Origin of the sequence: Sabulicella rubraurantiaca (assembly GCF_017355885.1) — a bacterium.
Lineage (GTDB): Bacteria > Pseudomonadota > Alphaproteobacteria > Acetobacterales > Acetobacteraceae > Roseococcus > Roseococcus rubraurantiacus.
The window spans coordinates 35,772-49,101 of record NZ_JAFEUU010000002.1 but is presented as its reverse complement, the minus strand read 5'-3'; the positions used below and the strand labels follow the sequence as shown (position 1 = coordinate 49,101).

At 71.9% G+C, this 13,330-nt stretch carries 14 protein-coding genes; 9 read left to right on the top strand and 5 right to left on the bottom strand.

The genetic code is table 11. The annotated features are described in order from the left end of the window. Nucleotides 1-17: 17 nt before the first annotated feature. Genes leuS through holA form a run of 3 tightly spaced genes read left to right on the top strand, consistent with a single transcriptional unit; the run spans nt 18 to nt 4,130 of the window. Entirely contained in the window at nt 18-2,588 is a 2,571-nt protein-coding gene (gene leuS, locus JTJ31_RS04215) for a leucine--tRNA ligase (RefSeq protein WP_408015381.1), read from the top strand. Next, the gene (gene lptE, locus JTJ31_RS04210; protein WP_207537372.1) at nt 2,578-3,120 is read left to right on the top strand and encodes an LPS assembly lipoprotein LptE; all 543 of its coding nucleotides are present in this window, start codon (nt 2,578-2,580) and stop codon (nt 3,118-3,120) included. The genes leuS and lptE overlap by 11 nt, the downstream gene beginning before the upstream one ends. Further along, on the top strand, nt 3,120-4,130 hold the full coding sequence (holA, locus tag JTJ31_RS04205) for a DNA polymerase III subunit delta (RefSeq protein ID WP_207537371.1): 1,011 nt from the start codon (nt 3,120-3,122) through the stop codon (nt 4,128-4,130). Before lptE ends, holA begins: the two co-directional genes overlap by 1 nt. Here holA and JTJ31_RS04200 read toward each other — a convergent pair. The 5 genes from JTJ31_RS04200 to JTJ31_RS04180 are packed head-to-tail and all read right to left on the bottom strand — an operon-like array spanning nt 4,111 to nt 8,547. Next, nucleotides 4,111-5,001 carry a DMT family transporter gene (locus JTJ31_RS04200; RefSeq protein ID WP_328805666.1) on the bottom strand — a complete coding sequence of 297 codons (891 nt, stop codon included), beginning with the start codon at nt 4,999-5,001 and terminating at the stop codon, nt 4,111-4,113. The two genes, holA and JTJ31_RS04200, sit on opposite strands and share 20 nt — an antisense overlap. Beyond that, a complete protein-coding gene (locus JTJ31_RS04195) occupies nt 4,998-5,429 on the bottom strand; it encodes a hypothetical protein (RefSeq protein ID WP_207537370.1) in 432 nt (143 codons plus the stop codon). The genes JTJ31_RS04200 and JTJ31_RS04195 overlap by 4 nt, the downstream gene beginning before the upstream one ends. Next, the gene (locus JTJ31_RS04190; RefSeq protein WP_207537369.1) at nt 5,426-6,568 is read right to left on the bottom strand and encodes a GNAT family N-acetyltransferase; all 1,143 of its coding nucleotides are present in this window, start codon (nt 6,566-6,568) and stop codon (nt 5,426-5,428) included. Before JTJ31_RS04190 ends, JTJ31_RS04195 begins: the two co-directional genes overlap by 4 nt. Before the next feature lie 20 nt (nt 6,569-6,588). Then, a complete protein-coding gene (locus tag JTJ31_RS04185) occupies nt 6,589-7,047 on the bottom strand; it encodes a RidA family protein (RefSeq protein ID WP_207537368.1) in 459 nt (152 codons plus the stop codon). 3 nt (nt 7,048-7,050) lie between these two features. Further along, on the bottom strand, nt 7,051-8,547 hold the full coding sequence (locus JTJ31_RS04180) for a TSCPD domain-containing protein (RefSeq protein WP_207537367.1): 1,497 nt from the start codon (nt 8,545-8,547) through the stop codon (nt 7,051-7,053). Between the two features lie 131 nt (nt 8,548-8,678). Here JTJ31_RS04180 and JTJ31_RS04175 point away from each other — a divergent pair, with 131 nt between their 5' ends. From JTJ31_RS04175 to ggt, 6 genes are read left to right on the top strand one after another with little or no spacing between them, the layout of a single operon-like run. Further along, nucleotides 8,679-9,032: an NADH-ubiquinone oxidoreductase subunit NDUFA12 family protein gene (locus tag JTJ31_RS04175; protein WP_207537366.1), complete on the top strand. Its 354-nt coding sequence runs from the start codon at nt 8,679-8,681 to the stop codon at nt 9,030-9,032. A gap of 5 nt (nt 9,033-9,037) precedes the next feature. Beyond that, nucleotides 9,038-9,526, top strand: a complete 489-nt coding sequence (gene mlaD, locus JTJ31_RS04170) for an outer membrane lipid asymmetry maintenance protein MlaD (RefSeq protein WP_207537365.1) — start codon at nt 9,038-9,040, stop codon at nt 9,524-9,526. Continuing rightward, the gene (locus tag JTJ31_RS04165; protein WP_207537364.1) at nt 9,523-9,729 is read left to right on the top strand and encodes a hypothetical protein; all 207 of its coding nucleotides are present in this window, start codon (nt 9,523-9,525) and stop codon (nt 9,727-9,729) included. Before mlaD ends, JTJ31_RS04165 begins: the two co-directional genes overlap by 4 nt. Then, nucleotides 9,726-10,085, top strand: coding sequence for a DUF2155 domain-containing protein (locus JTJ31_RS04160; protein WP_207537363.1), 360 nt, complete (start codon nt 9,726-9,728; stop codon nt 10,083-10,085). The genes JTJ31_RS04165 and JTJ31_RS04160 overlap by 4 nt, the downstream gene beginning before the upstream one ends. 16 nt (nt 10,086-10,101) lie before the next feature. After that, complete coding sequence (locus tag JTJ31_RS04155; RefSeq protein ID WP_207537362.1) at nt 10,102-11,619, top strand: YifB family Mg chelatase-like AAA ATPase; 1,518 nt, start codon at nt 10,102-10,104, stop codon at nt 11,617-11,619. Nucleotides 11,620-11,651: 32 nt separating this feature from the next. Further along, nucleotides 11,652-13,319, top strand: coding sequence for a gamma-glutamyltransferase (ggt, locus tag JTJ31_RS04150; protein WP_207537361.1), 1,668 nt, complete (start codon nt 11,652-11,654; stop codon nt 13,317-13,319). Nucleotides 13,320-13,330: the final 11 nt, after the last annotated feature.

The window sequence follows — 13,330 nt, the reverse complement described above, 5'->3', positions numbered from 1 at the left end:
AGGTATTCCGGGCGGCCATGAATGACATGCCCGAGGGCGCGTCCGCCCGCTACGACTTCGCCGCCGCCGAGCCCCGCTGGCAGGCGGCCTGGGAGGAGTCGCGCTGCTTCTCCGTCCCCGACGTGCCGCCTTCCGACGCGCGCAAGTACTACGTGCTAGAGATGTTCCCCTACCCCTCGGGCAAGATCCATATGGGGCATGTCCGGAACTACACGCTGGGCGACGTGGTGGCGCGCTACAAGCGCGCCCGCGGACACCTGGTGATGCACCCGATGGGCTGGGACGCCTTCGGCCTGCCTGCGGAGAACGCGGCGCGGGAGCGCGGCATCCATCCGGGCCAGTGGACCTACAACAACATCGCCAACATGCGCGACGAGTTGAAGCGCATGGGCCTGTCCATCGAGTGGGACCGCGAATTCGCCACCTGCGACCCCGAGTATTACGGCCAGCAGCAGCGCCTCTTCCTCGACTTCCTTCGCGCCGGCCTCGTTGAGCGCAAGGAATCCTGGGTCAACTGGGACCCGGTGGACGGCACGGTGCTGGCGAATGAGCAGGTGATCGACGGGCGCGGCTGGCGCTCCGGCGCGCCGGTCGAGAAGAAACTCCTGAGCCAGTGGTTCCTGTCCATTACCAAGTTCGCGCCTGACTTGCTGGAGGCGCTGGGCGGCCTCGACCGCTGGCCCGAGCGGGTGAAGCTGATGCAGGCCAACTGGATCGGCCGCTCCGAGGGCGCACGGGTGCGCTTCGCCATGGCCGAGGCGGTGGACGGCGTGTCCGAGGTCGAGGTCTTCACCACCCGCCCCGACACGCTGTTCGGCATGTCCTTCCTGGCCGTCGCCGCCGAGCATCCGCTCGCCGCCGCGGCCGCCGCACGCGACCCCAAGGCCGCCGAGTTTATCGCCGAGTGCCGCGCGCTGGGCACCAGCGAGGCGGTGATCGAGCAGGCGGAGAAGCGAGGCTTCGACACCGGCTTCCGCGTGAAGCACCCCTTCACCGGCGAGGAATACCCGGTCTGGATAGCCAATTTCGTGCTGATGGAATACGGCACAGGTGCGATCTTCGGCTGCCCCTGCGGCGACCAGCGCGACCTCGACTTCGCGCGGAAATACGGCCTGCCCGTGCCGGTCGTGGTGATGCCCAAGGGCGAGGAGGCGGCCGGCTTCCACGTCGACGACACGGCCTTCACCGGCGACGGCGTCATCATCAACAGCCGCTTCATGGACGGGATGGACGTCCCCGCCGCCAAGCGCCGCGCCATCGAGGAGCTGGAGCGCCTCGGCGCCGGCGAGGGCGTGGTGAATTGGCGGCTGCGCGACTGGGGCGTGAGCCGCCAGCGCTACTGGGGCTGCCCCATCCCCGTCATCCATTGCGACGATTGCGGCGTGGTGCCCGTGCCGCAGGACCAGCTTCCGGTGCGCCTGCCGGAGGACGTGGACTTCTCCCGCCCCGGTAACCCACTCGACCACCATCCGACGTGGAAGCACGTCCGCTGCCCGTCCTGCGGCACGAAGGCGCGGCGGGAGACGGACACCTTCGACACCTTCGTCGACTCGTCCTGGTATTTCGCGCGCTTCTGCTCGCCGCGCGCCGAGCAGCCGGTGACCAAGGCGGCGGTGGATGCCTGGCTGCCGGTGGACCAGTATATCGGTGGCATCGAGCACGCGATCCTGCACCTGCTCTACAGCCGCTTCTTCACCCGCGCGATGAAGGCCGCCGGCCATGTCTCGCTGGACGAGCCCTTCGCCGGGCTCTTCACCCAGGGCATGGTTCAGCACGAGAGCTACAAGGGCTCGGACGGGCGCTGGCTCTACCCGGAGGAGGTGGAGAAGCGCGCCGACGGCACCGCCATCGTGAAGGGCACGAATGAGCCCGTGACGGTCGGCCGCGTCGAGGCGATGTCGAAGAGCAAGCGCAACACGGTGGACCCGGGCGCGATCATCGCGCGCTACGGCGCCGACACGGCGCGCTGGTTCATCCTCTCGGACAACCCGCCCGAGCGCGACATGGAATGGAGCGAGAGCGGCGTGCAGGGCGCCTTCCGCTTCACCCAGCGCGTCTGGCGCCTCGCGCAGAACCTCGTCGAGGCCGACAAGCCGGATGAGGCGGCGGGGCGCAAGCTGCGCCAGGCGACACACCGCGCCATCGCGGCCGTCACCGAGGCGTGGGAGGGCTTCGCCTTCAACGTCGCCGTCGCGCGGCTGCACGAACTGGCCAATGCCATCGCCGAGGCGCCGAGCGCGCCGCTGGCCGCGCGGGAGGAGGCGCTGGAGATGCTGCTGCGCCTCGCCGCCCCCGCCATGCCGCATCTCGCGGAGGAGGTGATGGCGCGGCTGCGTCCCGGTGCCGGACTCGTGGCGCGGATGCCCTGGCCCGAGGCCGACCCGGCGCTGCTGAAGGCCGAGACGGTGACGCTGGCGGTGCAGGTGCTCGGCAAGCTGCGCGCCACGATCGAGGTGCCGGTGGAGGCGACGGACGAGGAGGTCTTCGCCCGCGCCGAGGCGGAGGAGAACGTGCAGCGCGCGCTGGATGGCAAGCCCATCCGCAAGCGGATCCACGTGAAGGGAAGGGTGGTGAACCTTGTTGCCTAGGCGCGCCCTGCTGGCGCTGGGCGGGGCCGGGCTGCTCGCCGGCTGCGGCTTCCGCCCTCTCTACGGCCCGGATGGGGAGCGGCGGCTCCCCACCTCCGATCCAGGCGTTGCGGCGGAACTGGCGACGGTGCGCGTCGCCCTCATGCCCGAGCGCTTCGGGCAGGTGATGCGCCGCCACCTGCAGCGCCGCCTGGAAGGCAGCCGGCCCGGCACGCCCAGCCGCTACATCCTCTACGTCGCCACCACGAGCGAGGTGGAGCCGGAGGGCTTCCGCCAGGACGGCACCGCCACGCGCGTCCGCACCGTGATGACGGCCAACTGGTCCATCACCACCGACGCCATCCCGCCCACCCTGGTGGACCAGGGGCGCGAGCGGACACTGGACGCCTTCAACATCCCCGACCTCCAGTTCTTCGCCGCCGAGGCCTCGCGCGAGGCGATGGACCGCCGCCTCGTGGAGGAGCTGGGCGACCGCGTGGTCGAGGCCGTCGCCCTGTCCCTGCGCCGGCGCCGGCAGGCCACGCCCGGCTGATGGCCGGGAAGCTGGACCCAAGGCGCCTCGCCGCCTTCCTCCAAGCCCCGCCCGAGGATTGCCGCCTCGTCCTCCTCGTCGGCGACGATGAGGGGCTGATCGCGGAGCGCGCCGCCACGCTGGTGCGTGCCGTCGCGGGCGACGACCCGCTCTGCCGTGCCGAGGCGGGCAAGGAGGAGATGCGCGACGCGGGCGCCCTGGCCGCCGCCGCCGCCGCCATGCCGCTCATGGGCGGGCGCGTCGCGGTCCGGGTGCGCGACGCCCGGGACGCCTGGGCCGATGCGGCCCGCCAGGCCCTCGCCGGGCCAGGGCCAGGCCTGGTGGTGATGGAGGGCGCAGGGCTCACTGCGCGTTCCAAGCTCCGCACAATCGTGGCCGACCATCCGCGCGGCATGGTGATCGAGTGCTATGCCGAGCGCGGTCGCGACCTCGCCAACAGCATCGCCCGCATCCTGGGAGAGCTGGGCGCGGCGGCGGAGCCGGAGGCGCTGGACTGGCTGACCGAGCGCGCCGGCGAGGATCGCCTGGCGCTGCGCCGTGCCCTGGAAGTCCTGGCGCTCCATGCCGAGCCGGGCGCCCGCATCACCGTGGAGGATGCGATGGCGGTGCTGGGCGAGGGATCGCTGCTCGACCTCGACGAGGCGCTGCTGGCCGCCACGATGGGCGAGGCAGGAGCAGCGGACCGCGCCATCGCCCGCGCCATGGCGGAGGGCGCGAACCCCATCCAAGTGATCCGCGCCGCGCTGCGCCACGTGCAGCGCCTCCATCAGGCCGCGCTGGCCGTGGCGGGAGGCGCCAGCCCGGGCGACGCCATCGGCGCGCTGCGCCCGCCCGTGTTCTGGAAGGCGAAGCCGGGCATGGAAAGGGCGCTGCGCAAATGGAACGCCGCGCGCCTCGAAGCGCTGGGCGCCGCGCTGCTGCGCGCCGAGCGGCAGTGCAAGACGACGGCGCTGCCGGCGGAGACGGTTGCGCGTCAGGCCGTGCTGGGGATTACGCGCGCGGCGCGATAGTCCTGCGCGCCGGCCAAGTCGCCAGCAGCAGGCTGCTCATCATCAGCGCGAACCCCGCCGCGTGGATCGGGCCGAAGCTCTCGCCCAGGAAGATCACCGCCGTCACCGCCGCGCTCGCAGGCAGGAAGGCGGTGAAGGATCCGGCCACGCCGGCGGGCACGTGCCGCAGCCCGCCGAACCACAGCAAGAGGCACAGGACGGAGGCGGTGACCGAGTGGAAGGCGAGCAGACCCAGCAGCCATGGGTCGCGCAGCGCCGACACCGCGCCCATCCCCGGCAGGGCGAAGGGCAGCAGAACCGCCGCCGAAAAGAACTGCATCCAGAGCGACGCGGTGAGCACCGGCACGCGTCCGGCGACGCGCTTGGCCAGCAGCACGTAGATCGCCTCGCCCGTCACGCCGAGGAACACCAGCAGATTGCCCAGCGCCGAGCCGGCGGAGCCGCCGAAGCCCAGCCGCGCGAGGGTGATGGCGGCCATTCCCAGCCCCGCCAGCCCTGCCGCCAGCCATTGCCGCGGCGCCAGGCTTTCCCTGAGCCACAAAAAGGAACCGATAGCGACTACGGCGGGCAGCGTCGCCAGGACGAGTCCGCCTTCCAGCGCCGTCGTCAGGCGCAGCCCGGCCAGCAGCCCGGCATTGTAGAGGGCGGTGCCGAACACGGCCTGGAAGAACAGGTTGCGCTTCACCTCGCGCGAGACCGGCGCGGGTGGGTCGAGCCAGCACACCAGCGGCAGCAGCAGCGCCACGGCGAGGCAGCAGCGCAGGAAGGCGATCATCGCGATGGGCAACTGCTCGGCCAGCAGCTTGGCCACACCCACATTCGCCCCCACCAGCATCATGGAGAGCGCAAGCTGCGCGTAGGACAGGATCACCGCGGCGTGAAGCGCACCGCGTAGAGCGCCCCTTCCGCCGTGCGCCCCGCGCAGCCCAGATCGGTCCAGGCGCCGGTGCGCGAAAGCCGCGCCTGGCATTCCCCGGTCACGCGCCATTCGCGCGCCACGCCGTCCGTCACCACCCGCACGTAGTCGAGGAGCAGTGCATAGCTGTCGGTGCTGGGATGGCGGTCGCGCGTCCCGACGAAGTTGACCGCGGAGCGCGGGCCGAAGGGGATGAATACGAAGGCTCGCCCGTCCTCCAGCACGGAATACACCGCGCCGGGCGGGGCGCAGGGCACCTCGCGCTCGCCCAGGCGCAGCAGCGTGGCGCAGCGTCCGGGAATTTCCAGGACGAGGCGCGGCGTCACTGCCTGCGCGGCGGCGATGCCGGGCAGGAGCATCAGCAGCGCCGCGAGCCGTCTCATGTCTCGCCCTCGCAGCGATAGGGGGACAAGGTGGCGAGGTCCGCCATGCGCTCGTGAATCGCCGGGCGCTCGGCCTCCAGGAATTGCGCGACGGCGCGGCGCAGCCTGGGATGGGCGATCAGGTGCGCGGAATGCGTCTCCACCGGCAGGTAGCCGCGCTGGATCTTGTGCTCGCCCTGCGCGCCAGCCTCCACGCGCGGAAGGCCGTGCTCGATGGCGAAGTCGATGGCGCGCAAGTAGCAAAGCTCGAAATGCAGGAAGGGCACTTCCTCGACGCAGCCCCAGTTGCGGCCATGCAGCGCGTCCGGCCCCAGCAGGTTCAGCGCCCCGGCGACGGGCGTGCCGTCGCGCTCCGCCCACATCATCACCACCTTGTCGCCCATGCGCTCGCCCAGCAGGCGCCAGAATCGCTCCGTCAGATAGGCACCGCCCCAGCGCCCATCCACGGTGTTGCGGTAGAAGCGGTTGAAGGCGCGCCAGTGCGACGGCGTCATCTCCGTTCCCCGCAGGGTGCGGATCGTCAGCCCGCTTTCCTCCACCGCGCGCCGCTCCCGCCGCAACGCCTTGCGCTTGCGTGACGACAGCGCGCCGAGGAAATCGTCGAAACTCGCATAGCCACGATTGTGCCAGTGGAACTGCGTGCCGAGGCGCGGAAGCCAGCCGCAGGCAGCCAGCGCCTCCGCCTCCTCTGCCGTGCAGAAGGTGACGTGGACAGAGGAGCATTCGAGCGCTTCCATCGCCTGCCGCATCCCCTCGGCCAGCGCCGCGACGGGCACGCCGCCGCGCCGCAGCAGCCGCGGTCCTGGCACCGGCGAGAAGGGGGATGCGACCTGGAGCTTGGGGTAGTAGCGCCCGCCCGCGCGCTCGAAGGCATCGGCCCAGCCATGGTCGAAGACGTATTCGCCATAGGAATGGGCCTTGGCGTAGCAGGGCGCGCAGGCCAGCAACGCCCCCTCGTCGTTGCGCAGGGCGAGGTGCTGCGGCAGCCAGCCCGTGCGCGGTCCGGTGGAGCCGCTCTCCTCCAGGCAGGAGAGGAATGCGTGTGAAACGAAGGGATTACCGTCGTGGCATTCATCCCACTCCTCCGCCGGGATCTCGGCGATGGAGGGGTGGAGGGACAGGCTCAGCGCGGCATCCATGCCACCGGATATGGCGGCTTTCAGCCCAGTTCCAGCATCGCCTCGACCTCGACGGCGACATTGCCCGGCAGGGCGGCCACGCCGACGGCGGAACGCGCGTGGCGTCCCTTCTCACCCAGCACCGCCACGGCGCAGTCCGAGGCGCCGTTCACCACCGCCGGCTGGTCGCCGAAGCCAGGGGCGGAGTTCACGAACCCGACCAGCTTGAGCACCCGCACGCGATCGAGGTCGCCCCCCGCTGCCACCTTGGCATGGGCCAGGATGGCCAGCATGCAGATCTCGGCGGCCTTTTTTCCGTCCTCCAGCGAGACCTCTCCGCCCAGTTGGCCGATGGGCCAGAGCTTGCCGTCCACGCGAGGCACTTGGCCGGAGACGAAGACGATGTTTCCCGTGCGGGCGAAGGGGATGTAGTTCGCGACCGGTGCCGCCGGTTCCGGCAGGGAAAGGCCGAGTTCCTTCAATCGCGCTTCGGCGCCCATGCTTCAGCCCACCAGCTTGAGGTTGCGCCGGCGCTCCGCCACCGGCAGGTCAAGGGGAAGCAGCGGCGCCTGCTCGGCGGGCCGCGCCATGGACCCGGGAGCCACGTCCTCCGCCTCCGGCTGGGGCAGCGCCCCGCCGAGATGGTCGAGGGCAAGGCGCCGGAAGGCCCAGTCCAGCACGGAGGTGGCGCGTGGGATATCGGGATCCCCCTCCACCACTCCGGCGGGGCCGAAGCGGGTATAGGCGAACTGCTCCACATAGTCGGAGAGCGGCACGCCGCGCTGCAGCCCCGTCGAGACGGCCTGGGCGAAATGGTCCATCAGCGAGCGATAGGCCGCGCCTTCCTTTGCCAGGGAGAAGGCGATCTCCCGCAGCTGGCCATTCTCCTCCGTCGTGCGGAGTGCCACGCGATGCCCACCGATCGTGACGTGCAGCACCTGGCCGGATTGCCGGCGCAGCGCCGGGCGCGGCGCTACGGCCGGGCGGGGCGCCGCCGGGGCTGCGACGGGCTGCGGCGGGGCGGCGCAAAGGAAGGGCGTGACCGCATCGGCCATCAACCGCCGCGCGCCGGGGCCGGCGGGGGCGAGAAGGACGGCGACGCGCGACTCGGGTAGGCGGCGGGCGGCGCGGGTCGGCACCTCCACCACGCCCGACTCGGTGGACACGGCGCGGGTGGCGCCCGGCGCGGGGGCGAGCCCGGCCACCTCGGCGCCCAGCAGCGCCTCCACGGCATCGGCGGGGGAAAGGGCCAGCACGCCCCCATGGCGCAGCCCGGGCGAGGCCGCGGCGGCATCCAGCGCCGTGCGGGCGGCGGCGGCGAGGCCGGGAACGGGGGTGACCGCCGGTGGCTCAGGCCAGAGCAGGGCCACGGGTTCGCGTGCGCCCAGATGCGCGGCCATGGCGCCGCTCTCGGCCTCCGCCGCGCCGCGCAGCAGGGCGGCGAGGGCAGCGGCGGTGTCGCGCGCCGCCTCCGAGTCGTAGGGGAGGTTCAGACCGGCAAGGAGGCCCGCGAGATCCGCGAAGCCGAGTCGCAGCTTGGTGGATCGGCCGCCCGACCACGCATCCAGGAAGCGCATCCCGAGTCGCGCCGCCTCGGCGAGGCCTTCGAGGTCGAGTCCGCCTTCAGGCTCCAGGAAGGCGGGCAGGCTGAGGACGAAGCGCGCCTCGGCCTTGGTGTCGCCGCGCCACACCTCGGTGCCGGGCGCGCCGCGGCGCGTCAGCAGCAAGGCGCGCCAGCCTTCCGCGAGTCGCGAAGCCTCTGCCTCGCCCACCACGCCGGCCTTGCGGCCGCGCGCCAGGGCCTTGGCGATCCAGGCCTCGACGAGGCGGGGCAGGGAGACCGGCCCCTCGCCGGGTGCCAGGGCGGCGAGGGCGGTGGCGGCCTCCTCCTCCCAGGCGGCGGGAAGTGCGACGGGGCGAGGTGGGGCATCCGGGTCCGCGCCCAGTCGAAGGCGCCGCAGCGCCAGGCCTTCCCACAAGGTTCCGTTGTATCGCGCCATGACAGGGAGGATAACACGCGAGAGGCCCGAAGGAAGCCGGATGCTGTGGGAAGCATCGCATCTTCCCACAACATCTTGTGGATAACGCGCCTCCCTTCCGGCGCATCGCGCGGCGTGCCATATCCGCGCCCATGTCCGCCCTCGAACTCCTGACCGCCCGCCTCTTCGGCCGCAAGATCGGCACCGACGAGCAGGGCAACGTCTATTACGAGAGCCGTCGCGTGGTGCCGACCTACAACCGCACCCGGCGCTTCGCGGTCTATGCCAAGGGCCTCGACAGCAGCAGCGTGCCGCCCGAGTGGCATGCCTGGCTGCACCACCTGACGGCGGCACCGATCGCGCGCCCGAACTATCCCTGGCTGAAGCCGCATCAGGTGAACCTGACCGGCACGCCGCTCGCCTATCGTCCCAAGGGACACGACTATGCCGGCGGGCAGCGCCGCCCCACCGGCGGCGATTACGAGGCGTGGACGCCGGGAAGCTGACGCCCATGAAGGGCCGTTCCCTGGCCGAGCTTCTCGCCGGCTTTCTGGTGCTCGTCGTGGCGGGGGGCTTCCTGGCCTATGCCATGCTTCATGGCGGCCGGACGCCGCAGACGGGCGGCACCGAGCTGGCGGCGGAGTTCGACCGCGTGGACGGCCTCGCCTCCGGTGCGGATGTCCGCATCGCGGGGGTCCGGGTGGGCAGCATCACCGGTCTGCGCATCAACCCCGAGACCTTCAGGGCCGAGGTGACGTTCCGAGTCGGCAGCGAGATCCGCCTGCCCACCGATTCCTCCGCCGAAATCACCTCCGAGGGCCTCCTCGGCGGCAAGTATCTCTCCATCGTGCCGGGCGGCAGCGAGCGGCTTCTGGCCGACGGGGGGCGCATCACGGAGACGCAGGGCAGCGTGTCGCTGGAAAGCCTCCTGGGCCGCTTCATCTTCTCCGTCACGCAGATGAACTCGGGCGGGCAGAATGGCGGGACGAACGCGCAGTGAGCACGCAGCCCCCCACCACTTGGCCCGGCAAGGACGGTGAGCCCGTTTCCTGTCGGGAGAAGCTGAAGGTGCTGGCGGAAAACCACGCGGAGGCGGCGCAGGTGCTGCAGGACGCCTTCGAGGATGCGTTGCTGATGGGCGTGGACGAGGCCGCAATGCGTCGCATCCTCCATGAGCTCGTGGACGGGCTGCGCACGCCGTGAAGCGGATCCTCTTGCTCCTCGCGTTGCTGCTCGCCCTGCCGGCGGGCGCGCAGGAATGGGTGCAGCGCCGCACCGCCGAGATCCAGGCGCTGGACAAGGTGAATGCCCGCGTCACCGTGCTCACTGCACGTGTGAACGAGCCGGTGCCCTTCGGCACGCTCACCATCCTTGTCCGCTCCTGCCAGGGCCGCCCCGCCGACGAGGTGCCGGACGCGGCGGCCTGGATGGAGATCACGGACAAGCGCTCGGGCAACGAAAGCATCCCGGTGTTTCGCGGCTGGATGTTCGCCGAGAACCCGGCGCTGAACATGCTGGAACACCCGGTCTACGACATCCGCATCCTGTCCTGCCGCTGATCTTCCTGCCTTCCGAATGAGCCTCGCCCGCGTCACCTCCTTCGCGTTCAGCGGGATCGAGGCCGTGCCGGTCGAGGTGCAGGTCCAGCTTTCCGCCGGGCTGCCCGCCTTCCTGGTGGTGGGCCTCGCCGACAAGGCGGTGGGGGAAAGCCGGGAGCGGGTGCGCGCCGCACTCTCCTCCCTCGGCCTCGCCCTGCCGGCGAAGCGCGTCCTGGTGAACCTCGCCCCCGCAGACCTCGCCAAGGAAGGCTCGCATTACGACCTGCCCATCGCCCTGGCGCTGCTGACGGCGATGGAGGTGCTGCCGCCGGAGGAGATGGCGGGCTTCGCGGCGCTGGGCGAGTTGTCGCTGGACGCGGCGCTGCTGCCCGTCCCCGGCGTGCTGCCGGCCGCCCTCGGTGCGGCGTCGCGCGGACTGGGGCTGATCTGCCCCGCGGCCCAGGGCGGGGAAGCCGCCTGGGCGACGCGTGGCCAAGTGCTGGCGCCGGATGGGCTGCCCGCCTTGCTCAATCACTTCAAGGGAACGCAGCTTCTCGGCCCGCCCGCGCCTCCGCCGCTGGTGCCGGAGGAGTCGCGCTTCCCCTGCCTGTCAGAGGTGAAGGGCCAGGAAACGGCGAAGCGTGCGCTGGAGATCGCGGCGGCCGGTGGGCACAATCTCCTGCTCATCGGCCCTCCTGGCGCGGGGAAGTCCATGTTGGCTGCGCGCCTGCCTGGCCTGCTTCCCGAGCTTTCCCCGCGCGAGGCGCTGGAACTCTCCATGGTCCACTCCGTCGCCGGCCTGCTGCGCGACGGGCGGCTTCTCACCCGCCCGCCCTTCCGCGAGCCGCATCATTCGGCGAGCCAAGCAGCGCTGATCGACGGCGGGGCGCGCGGCAAGCCCGGCGAGATCAGCCTCGCCCATCACGGCGTGCTGTTTCTGGACGAATGGCCGGAATTCCCACGCCCGGCGCTGGAGGCGCTGCGCCAGCCGCTGGAAAGCGGCCGCGCGGTGACCGCCCGCGCCAACGCCCACGTCACCTTCCCCGCCCGCTTCCAGCTTGTCGCGGCCATGAACCCCTGCCGCTGCGGCCATCTGGGCGAGCCGGGACGCGAATGCGCCCGCGCCCCGCGCTGGGGCGACGACTATGCGGAGCGGATTTCCGGCCCTCTGCTCGACCGTCTCGACCTCGCGGTGGAGGTGCAGGCCGTCCCGCCTGCCGAGCTGTCCCGCGCCTCGCGCGGCGAGCCGAGCGAAGCGGTGGCGGCGCGCATCCGGGCGGCGCGCGAGCGCCAACGCGACCGCTACGGCGCCGATGGCCCGCGCCACAACGCGGCCGCCGAGGGCGCGGCGCTGGAAGACACGCTGGCAATGGAGCCGGAGGCACGCACGCTGCTGGAACAGGCGGCGGAGCGGCTGGGCCTGTCGGCGCGCGGCTTCACGCGGGGGCAGCGCGTGTCCCGCACCGTCGCCAACCTCGCCGCGAGCGCCACGGTGGGGCGTGCCCATGTGGCGGAGGCCTTGTCCTATCGGCGACGAACGTCTCGCCGCGCGTGACCTTCCTATCATTTCCAGTCTAAGCGCGGGGGATGCGTTTACTCCTCCTCGCCGTGCTGCTCCTGTGTCCGCTCGTCGCGGGCGCGCAGACGAGGCCTGTCATCGCCTCGCCGCACCCGCTGGCGACCGAGGCGGGCATGGCCATGCTGCGTGAGGGCGGATCTGCGGTGGATGCCGCGGTCGCCATCCAGGCCGTGCTGACACTGGTGGAGCCGCAATCCTCGGGCATCGGTGGCGGGCTGTTCCTGCTGCACTGGAACGCAGCGGGGCGCGAGATCTCGGCCTGGAACGGACGCGAGACGGCGCCGGCCGCAGCGCGGGGTGATCTGTTCCTGCGCAACGGGCAGCCCATGCCTTTCCTCGACGCGGTGGCGGGTGGGCGTTCGGTCGGCGTGCCCGGCGCGCTGCGTGCGCTGGAGGCAGCGCATCGCATCCACGGCAAGCTGCCCTGGGCCGCGCTCTTCGCCCCGGCCATCCGCCTCGCCGAGGAGGGGTTCCCGGTCTCCGCGCGCCTTGTGAGCGACATCGCGGCAGCGGCGCCGACCCTGGCGCGCGACCCGGCTGCACGCGCCCTGTTCCTGCCGCGTGACGGACAGCCGCCGGAGGAGGGCGATCTGCTCCGCAATCCCGCCCTGGCCGCGACGCTGCGCCTCATCGCCGAGGGCGGGGCGGATGCGCTGCATGGCGGGCCGGTGGCGGCGGACATCGTGCGCGCCGTGCGCGGCCACAACGCCAATCCCGGGCTGATGACGGCAGACGACCTCGCGGGATACGAGGCGCGCCGCGTCGCGCCGATCTGCCGCCCTTATCGCGTCTGGACGCTCTGCGCCGCACCGCCGCCCTCAGGCGGCGTGGTGGTGCTGCAGATCCTGGCGCTGCTGGAGCATTTCGACCTCGCCTCCCTGGATCCTGCCGGGGTGGATGCCGCGATGCTGCTGGGCGAGGCCGGACGCACGGCCTTCGCCGACCGCAACATGTTCCTGGCCGATCTGGATTTCGTGCCGGTGCCGGTGGCCGGGCTGCTCGACCCTGCCTATGTCACGCCGCGCGCGCAGCCCATCTCGCCGGATCGCGCCCAGCCCGCGCCGCGGGCCGGCAATCCGCGCCGCGGTCCCGGCGCCCTTGCCAGCCAGCCGCCGCAGCCCGAGGGTGGGACGAGCCACATCAGCATCCTCGATGGCGAAGGCAACGCGGTCAGCATCACCACCACGGTAGAGGGGCTGTTCGGCGCGCGGCTCGTGGTGCGCGGCTTCATCCTGAACAATCAGCTGACCGATTTCTCCTTCCAGCCGGAAGTGAATGGTCGCCTTGTGGCGAACCGGGTGGAGGGCGGGAAGCGCCCGCGCTCTTCCATGTCGCCGGTGATGGTGTTCCGCGATGGGCAGCTGGAGGCGGTGGTGGGATCGCCCGGCGGGGCGCGCATCCTGGGCTACGTGGCGCAGGCGCTGGTGGCGCTTCTCGACTGGAACATGGAGCCGCAGGCCGTCGCCAGCCTGCCGCATATCGGCGCGCTGAACGCCACGGTGGAGCTGGAGCAGGGCACCGCCGCCGCCGGCCTCGCCCCCGCGCTGGTGGCGCGCGGCCTGCCGGTGGAGCTGCGCGAGATGAACTCCGGCCTCAACATCATCCGCACGCAGCGCGGCCGCGCCCTCGGCGGCAGCGACCCGCGGCGCGAGGGCAGCGTCGCGAACGGCGACTAGAGCAGAATCCG